The sequence below is a fragment of the Halomonas sp. LBP4 genome (genome assembly GCF_003202205.1).
In the GTDB taxonomy this organism is placed as follows: domain Bacteria; phylum Pseudomonadota; class Gammaproteobacteria; order Pseudomonadales; family Halomonadaceae; genus Halomonas; species Halomonas flagellata.
In genome coordinates this window covers 490254-505544 of sequence record NZ_PDOG01000001.1, presented here as the reverse complement: position 1 = coordinate 505544, position 15291 = coordinate 490254, and the positions used below count along the sequence as shown (strand labels likewise).

Annotated in this window: 16 protein-coding genes; 9 read left to right on the top strand and 7 right to left on the bottom strand. The window is 66.8% G+C overall.

From position 1 onward, the window contains the following. Both cobO and bluB read left to right on the top strand, forming a co-directional pair. Positions 1–606 (top strand): cob(I)yrinic acid a,c-diamide adenosyltransferase, encoded by a 606-nt coding sequence (gene cobO, locus CR157_RS02395; protein ID WP_110281935.1) that lies wholly within the window; start codon positions 1–3, stop codon positions 604–606. A 129-nt stretch (positions 607–735) separates the two neighbouring features. Beyond that, entirely contained in the window at positions 736–1461 is a 726-nt protein-coding gene (gene bluB / locus CR157_RS02390; RefSeq protein ID WP_110281934.1) for a 5,6-dimethylbenzimidazole synthase, read from the top strand. Between the two features lie 149 nt (positions 1462–1610). Here the strand turns inward: bluB and CR157_RS02385 are convergent, their stop codons facing one another. From CR157_RS02385 to CR157_RS02365, 5 genes are all read right to left on the bottom strand, one after another. Continuing rightward, positions 1611–2009, bottom strand: coding sequence for a GFA family protein (locus CR157_RS02385; RefSeq protein WP_110281933.1), 399 nt, complete (start codon positions 2007–2009; stop codon positions 1611–1613). Positions 2010–2035: 26 nt separating this feature from the next. Continuing rightward, on the bottom strand, positions 2036–2458 hold the full coding sequence (locus CR157_RS02380) for a VOC family protein (protein WP_110281932.1): 423 nt from the start codon (positions 2456–2458) through the stop codon (positions 2036–2038). Next, a complete protein-coding gene (locus tag CR157_RS02375; protein WP_110281931.1) occupies positions 2439–2864 on the bottom strand; it encodes a hypothetical protein in 426 nt (141 codons plus the stop codon). The genes CR157_RS02380 and CR157_RS02375 overlap by 20 nt, the downstream gene beginning before the upstream one ends. 332 nt (positions 2865–3196) lie before the next feature. Further along, complete coding sequence (locus tag CR157_RS02370) at positions 3197–3493, bottom strand: type II toxin-antitoxin system RelE/ParE family toxin (protein WP_110282794.1); 297 nt, start codon at positions 3491–3493, stop codon at positions 3197–3199. Next, positions 3481–3738, bottom strand: a complete 258-nt coding sequence (locus tag CR157_RS02365; protein ID WP_110281930.1) for a type II toxin-antitoxin system Phd/YefM family antitoxin — start codon at positions 3736–3738, stop codon at positions 3481–3483. The genes CR157_RS02370 and CR157_RS02365 overlap by 13 nt, the downstream gene beginning before the upstream one ends. 91 nt (positions 3739–3829) lie before the next feature. Here CR157_RS02365 and CR157_RS02360 point away from each other — a divergent pair, with 91 nt between their 5' ends. Continuing rightward, a complete protein-coding gene (locus CR157_RS02360) occupies positions 3830–5284 on the top strand; it encodes a cobyric acid synthase (protein ID WP_110281929.1) in 1455 nt (484 codons plus the stop codon). Positions 5285–5312: 28 nt separating this feature from the next. Here CR157_RS02360 and CR157_RS02355 read toward each other — a convergent pair whose 3' ends face one another. Further along, a complete protein-coding gene (locus CR157_RS02355; protein ID WP_110281928.1) occupies positions 5313–6068 on the bottom strand; it encodes a glycerophosphodiester phosphodiesterase family protein in 756 nt (251 codons plus the stop codon). 142 nt (positions 6069–6210) lie between these two features. On the opposite strand from CR157_RS02355, the gene CR157_RS02350 reads away from it, so the two are divergent. Continuing rightward, complete coding sequence (locus CR157_RS02350) at positions 6211–6777, top strand: hypothetical protein (RefSeq protein ID WP_110281927.1); 567 nt, start codon at positions 6211–6213, stop codon at positions 6775–6777. Between the two features lie 248 nt (positions 6778–7025). Beyond that, the gene (locus tag CR157_RS02345) at positions 7026–8003 is read left to right on the top strand and encodes an NADPH:quinone reductase (RefSeq protein WP_110281926.1); all 978 of its coding nucleotides are present in this window, start codon (positions 7026–7028) and stop codon (positions 8001–8003) included. A gap of 161 nt (positions 8004–8164) precedes the next feature. On the opposite strand, the gene CR157_RS02335 is transcribed toward CR157_RS02345, so the two are convergent. Next, the gene (locus CR157_RS02335; protein ID WP_110281924.1) at positions 8165–9082 is read right to left on the bottom strand and encodes a MurR/RpiR family transcriptional regulator; all 918 of its coding nucleotides are present in this window, start codon (positions 9080–9082) and stop codon (positions 8165–8167) included. Between the two features lie 239 nt (positions 9083–9321). Here CR157_RS02335 and CR157_RS02330 point away from each other — a divergent pair, with 239 nt between their 5' ends. The 4 genes from CR157_RS02330 to CR157_RS02315 all read left to right on the top strand — a co-directional run bounded on the left by CR157_RS02330 (position 9322) and on the right by CR157_RS02315 (position 15212). Continuing rightward, complete coding sequence (locus tag CR157_RS02330; protein WP_110281923.1) at positions 9322–10128, top strand: enoyl-CoA hydratase/isomerase family protein; 807 nt, start codon at positions 9322–9324, stop codon at positions 10126–10128. Between the two features lie 55 nt (positions 10129–10183). Then, positions 10184–12382: an acetate--CoA ligase family protein gene (locus tag CR157_RS02325; RefSeq protein WP_110281922.1), complete on the top strand. Its 2199-nt coding sequence runs from the start codon at positions 10184–10186 to the stop codon at positions 12380–12382. Beyond that, the gene (locus CR157_RS02320; protein WP_110281921.1) at positions 12379–13185 is read left to right on the top strand and encodes an enoyl-CoA hydratase-related protein; all 807 of its coding nucleotides are present in this window, start codon (positions 12379–12381) and stop codon (positions 13183–13185) included. The genes CR157_RS02325 and CR157_RS02320 overlap by 4 nt, the downstream gene beginning before the upstream one ends. 140 nt (positions 13186–13325) lie before the next feature. Beyond that, the gene (locus CR157_RS02315) at positions 13326–15212 is read left to right on the top strand and encodes an SLC13 family permease (protein ID WP_110281920.1); all 1887 of its coding nucleotides are present in this window, start codon (positions 13326–13328) and stop codon (positions 15210–15212) included. Positions 15213–15291: the final 79 nt, after the last annotated feature.

The window sequence follows — 15291 nt, the reverse complement described above, 5'->3', positions numbered from 1 at the left end:
ATGAAGAAGGTCGATCCCCAGCGCCATGCCGAGCGCATGGCCCACAAGCAGAAGATCATGAACGAGCGCATCGCCGCCGCCGACAAGGATCAGGGCGTGCTGCTGGTGCTCACCGGCCCCGGCAAGGGCAAGAGCAGCTCCGGCTTCGGCATGCTCGCTCGCGCCCTGGGCCATGGCATGCAGGTGGGGGTGGTGCAGTTCATCAAGGGCAAGTTCCAGACCGGGGAGGAGGCCTTCTTCCGCCAGCTGCCGGGCGTGGACTATCACGTCATGGGCGAGGGCTACACCTGGGACACTCAGGACCGCGAGCGCGATATCCGTGCCGCCGAGGCCGCCTGGGCCGAGGCAAGCCGGATGCTGGCCGACGACAGCTACGACCTGGTGCTGCTCGACGAGCTCAATATTGCCCTGCGCCACGAGTACTTGAACCTCGACCGGGTACTGGACGACCTCCAGGCCCGCCCGGTGATGCAGCACGTGATCGTCACCGGCCGCCATGCCCCCGAGCCGCTGGTCGAGCTGGCCGATACCGTCACCGAGATGAAGGTGGTCAAGCACGCCTTCAAGGAGCAGGGGGTCAAGGCCCAGAAGGGGATCGAGCTTTAAAGCGCCTTTCCGAACGTCCCGCGAGATGAGCGCCGGAACAGCTCATCGCTTTCGTCGAGTTGTGACAGACGTGCTTAGACAGCTTCGTCGGGGCCACGAGCATCAATGACATTTCCAGGAGAGAGCCGCATGGCAGAGCAGAGCGGGCGACCCGACCACGCCTTCCCCGAAGCACAGCGGGCCGGCGTCTACCGGGCCATCCACGAGCGCCGGGACGTGCGCGCCCAGTTCCTGCCGGATCCCATCCCGCCCGAGGTGCTGGCGCGCCTGCTGGAGGCTGCCCACCACGCGCCCTCGGTGGGCTTCATGCAGCCCTGGGACTTCCTGGTGATCGACAGCCTCGAGGTGCGCGAACGGGTGCATCGGATCTTCGAGCGTGAGAACGCCAGGGCGGCCGAATGCCATGCCGGGGCGCGCGGGATGCTCTACCGCCGCCTCAAGCTGGAGGGCATCCTGGAGAGCCCGCTCAACCTGTGCATCACCTGCGACCGGGAGCGTGGCGGCGAGCACGTGCTGGGTCGGCACAGCATCGTCGAGACGGACCTGTTCAGCACCTGCCTGGCGGTCCAGAACCTGTGGCTGGCGGCCCGGGCCGAAGGCATCGGGGTCGGCTGGGTCAGCATCCTCGACCCGGCCGAACTGGCCGAGGTGTTGTCGCTGCCGGCGTCGGTCTACCCGCTTGCCTACCTCTGCCTGGGCTATGTCGGCGACTTCCTCGACCGGCCGGAACTCGCCCGCGCCGGTTGGCGGCAACGCCTGCCGCTGGCCGCGCGGGTGCATGGCAATGGCTGGGGCGAGCCACTGGCCAGTACTCCCTTGAAGCGGGCGATCGACGCTCGACATGACAGCAGTTGATGGAAGTCATTGTCCACTTTGATGATTCGGGCCACCACCCCGGATGCGGGCAAGAGCTCGGTGGTGGCGGGGCCGTGAAGGCGGGTCACCAGGACGCGAGAGTCAGGGGGATCGCAAGCTTGCGGTCAGGGGGGGGAGCGGTCCAATTTCTATCTCCCTGGCGGCCATTCGTCATATGACGGAAGCTCGTCCCCATGCGCCAACCAGGGTACGTCATGTGATCGCCAGAGATGGACGGTCGGGCGCATCCCAGGGTCTTCGTCCAGTGTCGGAACCCGAAGGATGAGGTGGGGCTGTCCCGCTCGCTCCGCCATCAGGTGAGTACCACATACCGAACAGAACCAGCGTCGCTTACCAGCTGACGACTCGTAGTGGGAGAGGTGTCGCTCACCGGCTGTCCAGCGAAAGTGCTGTCGCTCGACGCCGGCGGTGGTCGCAAAGGCCGCGGCATGCGCCTTCTGGCAGGTGCGACAGTGGCAGTGCCCGATCGGCATATCGAGCCGATCGACCTCATACGTTACGACACCACAAAGACAGCTTCCTTGCATGCTCACCTCGAAAGATTGATCAGGGCTTACGTCTGATACATGGCCCGGTTCGAAGCAGCTGAAGACGCTAGCGACGAAACTGATGGTTGTGTTGTCCGCTCCATTAGCTCGATTTTCCTGTCGTCGGGATCCTGGACGATGTAGACCTCCCTGCCGGCGATTTTATGCCGATTCGCAATCTCCAGGTGCGAGAGAACCTTTTCGAGATCCGGAATGATGAAGCCGAGCCGTGTATTGTCCACCGCTTCATTCTCGAACAGCGGATATAGCTCGAACACCATCCCTGCATCCTGCGAGGCGTAATGGATAGGTCCGTCTCCATGCCGCTCCTTCAAGAAGCGAAAGCCCAGTAGCTCATAGAACCGCTTGCTTGCCTCCAACTCCTTGCAGCGCAAGACGAGAAGGTTGATCTGCAGGGCAGGCCCATCCCTATGCTGTGCCGTAGTCATCATACACCTCGATATACCACTTGGGTTTCATTCGCCAAAGATCCCGTCGGATATGTGATGTCAGGCTCTTCTTGGAATCCAGTACGAAGGAGCGTTCGCCTTGCCTGACAAACACCACCCAATGCCAGAATGGCTTGTCTCCTTCCATACGCCATTTTATTGAAAGCAAGGCCTTGTCCGGCAGAGCCTTCCAGGACTCGAATGGAGATTCCGTAGGCGATATGGATATTTGAAAGGCCGAGAGGAGGGTTCGGACATGCTCAGTATCAGACCATAATGCCTTGTCCTCGGCATGAATCCCCAGGCCGTTGGCTACCCGCTTGGCTTCGGGGTAGGAAACGCCCGCCAGGGCAGCGCTCGCCGCAATTCCGCAACCCGATGTTTCTTCCTGGATGACCGGCTCCATGTCATTCTCCAATGAATAGCGACTAACTGATGACGGCATGGGCCGAATCAACGTGTCTTATTCAGCAGGATAAGTCAATCTGACGTAGTCGTGTCTCTCCGTTGGTTGACTATCCATCGGGAGATTGTGTGGCGACTGATTGTGGCAGGCCATTCCCCCTCGGATTGCGGGCAGTAGGGCGGGTGGGTAGAGTCTCGCTATTCCAAAGGGCGTACCGGCTGGGGCGAGACGTAATGCATGGCGACACTGATGATCCAGGGCACCACCCCGGATGCGGGCAAGAGCTCGGTGGTGGCGGGTTGCGCCGGGTGCTTGCAGGCGTGGATTCGTAGTCAGCCCAAGAGATAGGTCCTGAGCTGTCTTTCCTCGCGCATGACATGGAGTATCAGCACGCTATCGGCGTCCTGGCGGTAGAAGACCCGGCAAGGTGGCACTACGACCTCCCGGTAGACGGAATCGGGAAGTTCCGGGGGCGTGCGGCCTGATCCAGGGAAGGTCTCGAGGCGTTCGGTGGCGGCAAAGACCGCTGTCACCAGCTTGCGGGCGGCGTCGGGGTTATCCAGGGCGATATAGTCGGCAATGGCCTCCGGGTCGGAGAGGGCGGGTTCCGTCCAGGTTACTTCAGCCATTTGCCCAGCTTCTCTTTCGCCTCCGACTGGGAGTAGGTCCGTCCCTCCAGAGCTGCCCGTTCCCCTCGAGACAAGCCATCCAGCAGTGCCAGGCGACGCTGCATGAACTCGTAGTCTTCCACATCGACGAGGTAGGCGGAGGGCTGGCCATGCTCGGTGATCAGCACCGGCTCCTTGGAGTCGTGCAGTTCTGCCAGGATCTTGGTGGCCTGGCGTTTAAGATTGGTCACCAGCTCGACTTTCATGGGAATCTCCGTCTCGGGAGTGGCAAGTGATACTATAGTGTCACTTTGGGGCGGCGGGCAATCCACCAACGGCAAGGGGACGGCAACGAGCATGGCAACACTGATGATCCAGGGCACCACCTCGGATGCGGGCAAGAGCACCGTGGTGGCGGGGTTGTGTCGGGTGCTGGCGCGGCGCGGGGTGTCGGTGGCGCCGTTCAAGCCGCAGAACATGGCGCTCAACAGCGCGGTGACGGTGGATGGCGGCGAGATCGGCCGCTCCACGGCGCTGCAGGCGCTGGCGGCCGGGGTGGCGCCGCATAGCGACATGAACCCGGTGCTGCTCAAGCCCGAGAGCGACCGCGGCGCCCAGGTGATCCTGCGTGGCCGGGTGCAGGGTCATATGGCTGCCCTGGACTACCACGCCTACAAGCGTGAGGCGAAGGCCGCGGTGATGGCCGCCTGGCAGGCGCTATCGAGCCGCCATGACGTCGTCATCGCCGAGGGTGCCGGGAGCCCGGCGGAGATCAACCTGCGTGCCAACGACATCGCCAACATGGGCTTCGCCGAGGCCGTCGACTGCCCGGTGCTGCTGGTGGGGGACATCGACCGCGGCGGTGTCTTCGCCCAGCTGGTGGGCACCCTGGAACTGCTCTCGGCCTCCGAACGGGCGCGTACCCGGGGCTTCGTGATCAACCGCTTTCGCGGCGATATGGCGCTGCTGCAGCCGGGCCTTGACTGGCTCGAGCAGCGCACCGGCAGGCCGGTGATGGGCACGCTGCCCTATCTGCCGGGGCTGCTGCTGGATGCCGAGGACAGCATCGGCCGCGAGGGGCGGGAAGAGGGCGAGCCGGCGCTGCACGTCGTGGTCCCGGCGCTGCCGCGCATCAGCAACCACAACGACTTCGACCCCCTGCGCCTGCACCCGCGCGTGGCGCTCACCTTCGTCGGACCGAACCAGCCCATCCCGCCGGCGGATCTGCTCATCCTGCCGGGCAGCAAGAGCACCCGCAGTGACCTCGATTGGCTCCGCCGCCAGGGCTGGGAGACCGCGATCCGGCGCCACCTGCGCTTCGGCGGCAGGGTGCTGGGCATCTGCGGCGGCTTCCAGATGCTGGGCACGGTGATCGACGACCCGGAGGGGCTCGAGGGGCCGGCCGGCTCCACGCCGGGGTTCGGCCTGCTGGCGATGACCACCCGCATGGTGGCCGGCAAGCAGCTGCTCAACGTCGAGGGCCGCCTGCTGTCGGAGGGGGAGCCTATCGCCGGTTACGAGATCCACAACGGCGTCAGCGAGGGGCTTGCGTTGGAGCGACCCTTCTGCGAGCTGGAGGGGCGACCGGACGGCGCGGTCAGCGACGATGGCCAGGTCATGGGCACCTACCTGCACGGCCTGTTCGACCGCCCCGAGGCCTGCACGGCGCTGCTGGCGCGCTGCGGCCTGGGCGGCGAGGGCGGGGCGGTGGACTACGCCGTCCACCGCCTCGCCGAGCTCGACCGGCTGGCCGATGCCCTGGAGGCGTGCCTCGACATGGTGGGGATCGAACGTCTACTGGCATCGCGGTGATGCAGTCGACCCCGGGCTCCGGAGCGGCTCAGGCGTCGGGCAGATGACCGGCGAAACACGCCGGGTCGTCGCTGATCACGCTCTCCACCCCCCAGGCCCACTGGTGGGCGAAGGCCGTGGGATCGTTGGCGGTGTAGCAGAGCAGGCGATAGCCCGCCTCGCACACCGCTCGGGCACCGCGTCGGCTGAGCCGCTTCCAGTCGGCATGCACGCTGTAGGCGTCCACCACCTCGCAGCGCGAGCGCCAGTCGCGGGAGATGCCCTCGAACAGCACGCCCAGGGCCAGCCGCGACGGGGGGGCCAGCTCCCGGGCGCGGGCCAGGGCGCCATCGTGGAAGGAGGAGAGAATCAGCCGCTCCGGGGGCAGGGCATCGAGCAGGGTCGGCACTACACTGTCGACCAGCGCCGCTGCATTGCGGCCGCGGGTGACCTTGAGCTCCAGGTTGAGGCCCATGCCGAGTTCGTCGAGCAACTCCAGCATCTCGCGTAACGTGGCCATGGGCTCGCCACGGTAGCGGTCGCCGAACCAGCTGCCCGCGTCCAGCCTGCGAGCGCGAGGCCAGTCCAGGTCGGCCAGCCGTGCACGCCCGTCGGAGCAACGTCGCACGGTGGCGTCGTGCCAGATCACCGGGGTGGCGTCGCCGAGCAACTGCACATCGAGCTCCACCCAGGTGCAACCGGCCTCGAAGGCGGCCCGCACGGCGGCCAGGGTGTTCTCCGGAGCATGGGCCGAGAGGCCGCGGTGGGCCATCAGGCGGGGCAGGGCGATGGCGGGGTGTGGCATGGACGTCGCTTCCTTGTTCGGTCGGCCTGGGATCATACTGCACGGGGGTGACGGCAGGATGTCACTGCACGATATGCCAGGCTGTCGCCGGAAGGAATATGCTAGCCTTCGCGCGACTGTCTACAGGCACGGGGGGATGACGATGAAGGTGGTGAGTCTCGAGCCGGGCGAACGGCGCGATGCCTGCCTGGCCCGGTTGTGTGCGGCGGTGCACGGCACGACCGCGGGCTTGACGCCCCTGGTGGCGTTCAGTGGCACGCGACACCTGCTGTTTGCCAACGAGGCGGCACGGCTGTGGGCGCTGGTGGACAACGACGAGGCGCCGTTGTCACTGGCCCTGCTGGTGCTCGACGAGGCCGGCGACGGCATGACGCTGGCGCTGAGCGCGTCTCTCGTGGAGAGCCGCGAGCCCCGGCGGCGGCTGATTCGCGAGCTGGCGCTGAATGCGCCGCTGCGGGTCGAGCCGACGGATGACCTCGACGAGGCGTTCCTGCGCGAGTGCGGCATCTCGCGCTGGGTCGAGGATGCCTGCGGCCAGCGCGTGGGGCTGTCCGGCCGGCATCCGGCGACCCTGCCCGGTGAACTCAAGCCGACGCTGTCCTTCGACGAGCAGGAGGTGCTGCGCCGCTTCAAGCACGACGCTCGCTTCTTCGAGGCGGAGAAGCGGGCCTTCGTCGAGGGGTTGGCGTCCTTAACCTCCGGGGCCTGATCTCGACGGATCGGCCCCTGACTTGACCCCCGGAGCCATCGGCGTTTGGATAAAGGGCCCTAACCCGAATGCGAGGGAAGCGCTGAACAAATCGGCGAGCGAGATGAAGCGCAAGGCGTACGGAGCACAGGAACCGGAGCATATGCGGTATATGTGAGGATTCCGCGCACCGCGCAACGCAGCGATTCGCTCGCGCAGACATTTGTGCAGTGCTTCCCTAAGCATCCCGATACACAGGACAGCATCCCATGGCCAAGCGCATCCAGTTTGCCCGCACCGGCGGTTCCGAGGTGCTCGAGTTCGCCGACGTCGCGCCAGCCGAGCCGGGGCCGGGCGAGGTCCGGGTCGCGAACCGGGCCATCGGCCTGAACTTCATCGACATCTACTTCCGGACCGGCCTCTACCCGGTACCGTCGCTGCCTTCGGGGCTCGGGACCGAAGGCGCCGGCGTGGTCGAGGCGGTGGGCGAGGGGGTCAGCCACCTCAAGCCGGGGGACCGGGTCGCCTACGCCCAGGGGCCGCTGGGCGCCTACGCCGAGCGGCACACCCTGCCCGCCGCCAAGGTGGTGGTGCTGCCCGATGCCATCGACTTCGAGACCGCGGCGGCCTGCATGCTCAAGGGGCTGACCGTGCAGTACCTGCTGCGCCAGACGCGTCGGCTCGAGGGCGGCGAAACGATCCTCTTCCACGCCGCCGCCGGCGGCGTCGGTTCCATCGCCTGCCAGTGGGCGCGGGAACTGGGCGTCAAGCTGATCGGCACCGTGAGCTCTCCCGAGAAGGCGGAACTGGCGAAGCGCAACGGTGCCTGGGCCACCATCGACTACACGAAGGAGAACGTGGTCGAGCGGGTACGCGAGCTGACCGGTGGCGAGAGGTGCGACGTGGTCTACGACTCGGTGGGCAAGGACACCTGGGAGACCTCGCTCGACTGCCTCAAGCCGCGGGCGCTGATGGTCAGCTTCGGCAACGCCTCGGGCCCGGTGGAGGGCGTGAACATCGGCATCCTCAACCAGAAGGGTTCGCTGTTCGTCACCCGGCCGAGCCTCAACGGTTACGCCGACACCCGCGAACGCCTGGAGACGATGGCCGCCGAGCTCTTCGAGATGCTGGAGAGCGGCAAGGTCAAGGTCGACATCGCCCAGCGCTATCCGCTGGCGGAAGCGGGGAAGGCCCAGGAGGCCCTGCAGGGACGCCGGACCATCGGCTCCACCATCCTGATACCTTGAACCCGGCTTCGCCGGGAGCTTGAAGCTGGAAGAGCGCCGCTTCGCGGCTGGAAGCTAGAAGAAAGACCTTGATACAGGGATTGGTGGCGACAGGCTGCCTTCCAGCTTCCAGCTTCCAGCTTCCAGCTTCCAGCTTCCAGCTTCCAGCTTCCAGCTTCCAGCTACTCGATATCGACGTAGGCGCCCATCTCCCGCATCCGCGACTCGAAGCGTGCCACGTTGTCGACCAGGTCGTCGGGGCCGAAGGCCACGCATTCGGCCAGCAGCACCTCGATCAGGGTGATCGCCGAAAGAATCGAGGGGAAGAAGTGGGGCGTGGCGTTGGTCACGTTGAAGGTAATGCTCGCCCCGGGCACCAGCGGCGAGCGCATGGTGTCGGTTACCACGATGGCGCTGACGCCCGCCTCCCGGGTGAGTTCCAGCGCACGGATGGTCTCGGCGCAGTAGGGCTCGAAGCCGAAGGCGACCACCACGTCGCCCTCGCCGAAGGGGGCGAGCTCGGTGAGCAGCCCTCCCTCCAGGCCGCGGACCAGGTGGATGTTGGGCATGGCGATGCGCCCCACATAGGCGAAGTGGTAGGCGCAGGCGAAGGTATCGCGGAAGCCCACCACCGCGACCTTGCCGGCCCCCAGCAGCAGGCGGGCGGCCTCGCGTACCCGGGACTGGTTGTCGGCGGTGAACAGCCGGCCGATGTTGTCGAAGGCCGCATCGCCGACGTCGAGGAACACCTGGTCGTCGGTCTGGCTGGCCAGGCTGCGCAGGTGGCTGGCTCGCCCCGAGAGCTCCACCGGGCCGGCCTGCACCGCCGACTGGAACACCTCGCGGAACTGCTCGTAGCTCTCGAAGCCCAGCCGCTTGGCCAGGCGCATCAGGGTCGAGGGGGTAACGCAGGCGGCGGCGGCCGACTTGCGAATCGACTGAAAGGCGATCTCGACCGGATGCTCCAGCACATAACCCGCGGCCAGCTTGAGCTGTGGGCTTAGTTCCGGGTAGGCCTCGGCGAGTTGCTGGTTGACGGCATCCAGCCGGGCGGCGCCGTCCAGGGGGGCCTCGGGACGCCGGGTCTCCTGTTCCAGCACACTGTTCTCCTCACCTGATTCCTGTCATGACCGCGCAAGCGCAGGACGCATTGTAACCCATGGGGACGATGGATGGGTGAAACAAACGTATCCCATGCCAATAGATAATGGCACGTGTGTGTTGACCCGACACATGACCTTCGTCTAGCATGCGGCCACAACAGGCGTGCCTTTCTCGAGGAAAAAATGACACGTTTGTTCCGGTTGCCGTCCCTTCGTCCGTTACCGCCGAGACCCGCATGCCCCACGCCACCCCCAAGCCCGACTACGCGACCCTGATCACCCGCCGCCACGACCAGGTGCTGGAGATCCGCTTCAACCGCCCGCACCGCCTCAATGCGGTGGTCGAGACACTCTACACCGAGCTGCTCGATGCCCTGGCCGTGGCCTCCGCCGACGTCGATGTCCATGCCGTGATCCTCACCGGCGAGGGCCGGGCCTTCTGCGTCGGCGCCGACATGAAGGAGCACGGCAGCGCCAAGCGCTCGCCGTTCCAGCGGCGCCAGTACCTGCGGCTCGGCAACGATGTCTGCGAGGCGATCCTTCGGCTGAAGAAACCGGTGATCGCCGCGGTCAACGGCTATGCCCTGGGCGCCGGGGCCGAGATGGCGGTTGCCTGCGACTTCATCCTGATGGCCGACGAGGCCCAGATCGGCTTCCCCGAGACCAGCATCGGCACCTGCGTGGGCGGCGGCGTCTCCAAGATCCTGCCCCAGCTGGTCGGCCTCAACATGGCGCGCCAGCTGCTGTTCACCGGCAGGCGCATCGACGGCGAGGAGGCCGCCCGCATCGGCCTGGCGACGGCCAGCTGGACCGGTGACGCCCTGCTCGACGAGGCCCGCCGCCTGGCCGGCCAGCTGGCCGGGCAGGCGCCGGTCTCCATCGCCATGCTCAAGCGGCTGGTCAACCAGGGCAGCGATACCGGCCTGGAGAGCCAGCTCCAGCAGGAGCTGGACGCGGTCTTCACCTGCTCCACCACCGAGGACTGGCAGGAGGGCGTCGACGCCTTCGCCGAGAAGCGTTCGCCCCGGTTCCAGGGCAAGTAACCATCTTCACCCGTCGATCACCGTTCAAGGGCCCTCGGGCCAAGGTCAGCACCACATGAATCCCATCGAAGGACATCTCGACAGCCGCAGCCCCCTGCACGACATCCTGGCCCCCACCGGCATCGCCGTGGTCGGGGCCTCGGCAGACCCCACCAAGCGCGGCTACAAGGCCATGGCCGGCCTGGTCAAGGATGGCTATCGCGGCGACATCTATCCGGTGAACCCCAGGGCCGACATGATCCTGGGGGTCAAGGCGTGGCCCTCGGTCACGGCGATCCCCGGCAGCCCGGAGCTGGCGCTGATCTGCACCCCGGCCGCCACGGTGCCCGGGCTGATCGCCGAATGCGGCCGTCGCGGCATCAAGGGGGCGGTGATACTCGCCAGCGGCTTCGCCGAGATCGGCTTTGATGGGGCCGAGCTCGAGCGCGAGATGATGGCCAAGGCCGAGGCGCACGGGGTGCGCATCATCGGGCCCAACACCTCGGGCATCTTCAACCTGCATCACCGCGTCAACCTGCTGGCGCTGGACAACGTCAGGCCCGGCGACGTCGGCATCATCTCCCAGTCCGGCAACATGCTGCTGTCGCTGGCGCTGGAGGCCCAGCACAACGGCCACGTGGGCTTCAGCACCTATGTGGGGCCCGGCAACCAGAGCGACATCGGCTTCAACGACTACCTGCGCTATCTCGGCGAGGATGTGCACACCCGTGTCGCCACCCTCTACGTCGAGGGCTTCCGCGACGGGCGCAAGTTCCTCGACGTGGCCCGCGAGGTCACCGCCATGAAACCGGTGGTGGTCTACAAGTCCGGTTCTACCGAGCAGGGCCAGAAGGCGGCCAGTTCCCACACCGGCGCCCTGGCCGGCAGCTACACCATGACCGTGGACCTGCTGCGCCAGTCCGGGGTCAGCGTGGTGCAGTACTCCGACGAGATCCTGCCGGTGGCCGAGGGCCTGGGGCTGTTGCAGAAGGCCCGCGGCAAGCGGGTGGCGGTGATCTCCGACGGCGGCGGCCAGGCGACCATCGCCTCCGATCGCCTGGCCGAGGCGGGGCTGGAGCTGGCCGAGCTCAGCGACACCACACGCCAGAGTCTGCGCGAGGTGCTCTTCCCCCAGGCCTCCACCCTCAACCCGGTGGACGTGGCCGGCTCCACCGATGCCCATCCCTCGCTGCTGGCCACCTGCATGGAGATCGTCGCCGCCGATGACAACGTCGACAGCGTCTTCCTGGTCGGCATGTTCGGCGGCTACAGCATCCGCTTCGCCGAATCGCTGCTGGGCGACGAGATGCGCGGCGCCGAGGCGATGGTCGACCTGTCCAAGGCCACCACCAAGCCGCTGGTGATCTACAGCCTCTACACGCCGATCAAGCCGCCGGCGCTGCGTCGCCTGCACGAGGCGGGCCTGCCGGTCTACGCCTCCATCGAGCAGTCGGTACGGGTCCTCGCCGCGCTGGGCGAGCGGGGCCAGTACCTGGCGCAGTTGCACAGCCAGAGCCGCGAGGCGGCCGTGGCGCCCCGGCCGGCACTGGTCGCGATGTTCGAGCGGGCCCGCGGCGAGGGGCGGGACCTCTTCGAGTACGAGGCCAAGCAGCTGCTGCGGGATCACGGTGTCGAGGTGCCGGCCGAGCGCATCGCCAGAAGCGAGGCGGAACTGGCGGCCATCGCGGCCCGGTTCCGTGAGGAGGTCGGCGATACCCCGCTGGCGATGAAGGTGGTCTCGAAGGATATCCTGCACAAGTCCGATGCCGGCGGCGTCAAGCTGAACCTCATCGGCGAGCAGGCCCTGCGCCGGGCCCACGACGAGATCCTGATCTCCTGCCGGGCCCATGCCCCGGCCGCCGAGATCGAGGGCGTGCTGGTGACGCCGATGGCGAGGAAGGGCGTGGAGGTGATCGCCGGGGTGATCCGCGACCCGATCTTCGGCCCGGTGCTGATGTTCGGCCTGGGCGGCATCTTCGTCGAGATCCTCGAGGACGTGGCCTTCCGCGCCATTCCGCTGTCGCGCCATGATGCCTGCGCCATGGTGGAGCAGATCAAGGCGAAGAAGGTGTTCGAGGGGGCCCGCGGCGAGCCGGCGGTGGACAAGGAGGCGCTGGTCGACCTGCTGCTCAAGGTGTCGAGCATCGTCGACGCCTACCCGGCGCTCTCCGAGCTCGACCTCAACCCGGTCATCGCCTACGCGGACGGCTATGCGGTGGTGGATGCCAGGGTTATCGTCGATCGTCAATCCATCGACGCGGAGGCCCGCGCATGAGCCCGACACTGCCGCAACTCACCGACGCCCGCCTGGCCCTGGAGGGGCGCGTCGCGACCCTGACCCTGGACCGCCACGACGTGCGCAATGCCCTGACCGGCAGCGCCCTGGCCGACGACATCGTCGCCACCGCCCAGTGGGTGAATCGCTGCGACGACGTCTCGGTGCTGGTAATCACCGGTGCCGGCAGCGCCTTCTCCGCCGGTGGCAACGTCAAGGACATGGCCAATCGCGGCGGCGACTTCGAAGGCGGTGTGGCCGAGGTGGCCACCCGCTACCGCCGGGGCATCCAGCGCATCCCGCTGGCCCTGCAGGACGTGGAGGTGCCGATCATCGCCGCGGTCAACGGCCCGGCCATCGGCGCCGGCTTCGACCTGGCCAATATGGCCGATCTGCGGCTGGCATCGAGCAAGGCCAAGTTCGGCGAGACCTTCCTCAACCTGGGCATCATCCCCGGCGACGGCGGCGCCTGGTTCATGCAGCGCCTGATCGGCTACCAGCGGGCCTTCGAGCTCACCCTGACCGGCCGGGTGATCGATGCCGAGGAGGCCCGCGACCTCGGCATCGTGCTCGAGGTAGTGGTGCCCGAGGCGCTGATGGCACGCGTGGGGGAACTGGCGTCCCGCATCGCCGCCCAGCCGCCGAAGGCCACCCGCCTGACCAAGCGACTGATGAAGATGGCGCAGCGCACCGAGCTCAAGGACTTCCTCGACCTCTGCGCGGTCTTCCAGGGCCTGTGCCACAACGAGCCCGAACATCTCGAGGCCGTCAACGCCATGCTGACGCAGATGGCGAGGAAGTAGGCATCAGCGGGCAGCGACAAACCCGGCTTCGGCCGGGTTTTTCATGGCCAGCCCCGGCAAGCATCATCGAAAGCGCTGGATTTTCAGGCGTACTGCTGTTGTGCTTGATGCAGTGCGCAACCACACGGAGGTGAGCGGGTATGGCCGACAGCACCCTGGTCTTCATCGTGCTCGGGTTGACGCTGGCGGCCTTCGTCTGGGGACGCTTCCGCTATGACCTGGTGGCATTGGCGGCCCTGCTGGGTTCGGTGATGCTGGGGCTGGTGCCGTCGCAGGAGGCCTTTCTCGGCTTCGGCCACCCGGCGGTGATCACCGTGGCGGCGGTGCTGGTGATCAGCCGCGGCTTCGAGCGCTCCGGGGTGGTGGACGTCATCGCCGAGCAGGTGCTCAAGGTGGGCGAGCGGCTCTTCCTGCAGCTTGCCGCCCTGACCGGCACCGTGGTGGTGCTCTCCGGTTTCATGAACAATGTCGGGGCCCTGGCGCTGCTGCTGCCGGTGGCCATGCGCCTGGCCCGCGAGCACGACACCTCGCCGTCGCTGCTGTTGATGCCGCTGGCCTTCGGCTCGCTGCTGGGCGGCCTGACCACCCTGATCGGTACCCCGCCCAACATCATCATCGCCAGCTATCGTCGTGCCGTCACCGGTGACGCCTTCGGCATGTTCTCCTTCTCTCCCGTCGGGGTGTCGGTCGCCCTGGCCGGCCTGGTCTTCATTCTGCTGCTGGGGTGGCGGCTGGTGCCTCAGCGGGCCGGCAAGGCCTCCACCGAGGAGATGTTCGATACTGCCAACTACCTCGTCGAGCTCAAGGTGGGCGAGGAGGCGAAGGCCATCGGCTGGACGCTGCGTGACCTGCACGACGCCCTGGAGGAGACCATCCCGGTGCTGGCCGTGGTACGGGGCGAGAAGCGTCGGGCCGGCCATGCCTTCTACGGTAGCCTGCAGGAGGGCGACATCCTGCTGGTGGAGGCGGGTCCCGAGGAGATGAAGTTGCTCGAGGACAAGGCCGGGCTTTCGCTCGGCGCCGAGCTCGAAGAGGATGAGGTGTCGGCCGACGAGACAGCTTCCCGGGAGAGCGATGCGGAGCCGGTGCAAGAGAATCCGGGAAGGAAGCACCGCAAGGAGAAAAAAGAGAAGAAGGAAAAGAAGAAAAAGAAGAAGGAGGTCGATACCGAAGGGCTCGAACTGGTCGAGGCGGTGGTGCGCAACGATTCGATGATGGTCAATCGCACTGTCACCCAACTGCGGCTGCAGAACCAGTTCGGTCTGCACCTGGTGGCGGTGGCCCGCGACGGCGGGCGTCTCAAGCAGCGGCTGCGGGAGATCCGCTTTCGTCCCGGCGACGTGCTGCTGCTGCAGGGCGGTGAGAGCGAGCTCACCGAGAGCCTGGCGACGCTGGGCTGCCTGCCCCTGGCCAGCCGCAACCTGGCGCTTGGGCAGCCGCGGCTGCTGCTGGTCTCCCTGGCCATCTTCGGTGCGGCGATCCTGGCCATTATGCTCGACCTGTTGCCGGCCGCGGTGGCGCTCTCCGTGGCAGCGCTGATCTCGCTGCTGGTGGGGGTGCTGCCGCTGCGCGACGGTTACCAGGCCATCGACGGGCCGGTGCTCGTACTGCTGGGTGCCATGATCCCGGTGGGCCAGGCGCTGGAGAGCAGTGGTGGGGCGGCGCTGATCGCCGAGAGCCTGCTGGCGCTCGGCAGCGACTGGCCAGTGGTGGTCACCCTGGTGGGACTGTTCGTGATCACCATGATGCTCTCGGACGTGATCAACAACGCCGCGGCGGCAGTGCTGATGGCGCCCATCGCGGCGAGTCTGGCCAACGGTTTCGATGTCTCGATCGACCCTTTCCTGATGACGGTGGCGGTCAGCGCCTCCTGCGCCTTTCTCACGCCCATCGGCCACCAGTCCAACACCCTGGTGATGGGGCCCGGCGGCTACCGCTTCGGCGACTACTGGCGGATGGGGTTGCCGCTGGAGTTGGTGGTGATGGCAGTGGCGGTGCCGATGATCCTGTTGGTCTGGCCGCTGTAGGAAAGCGTGATTCGCTACTGCGCTTGATATCCTGGCCGCCGGCGGTACTCACAATCCTCATTGAGCAGCCAGTCAACTC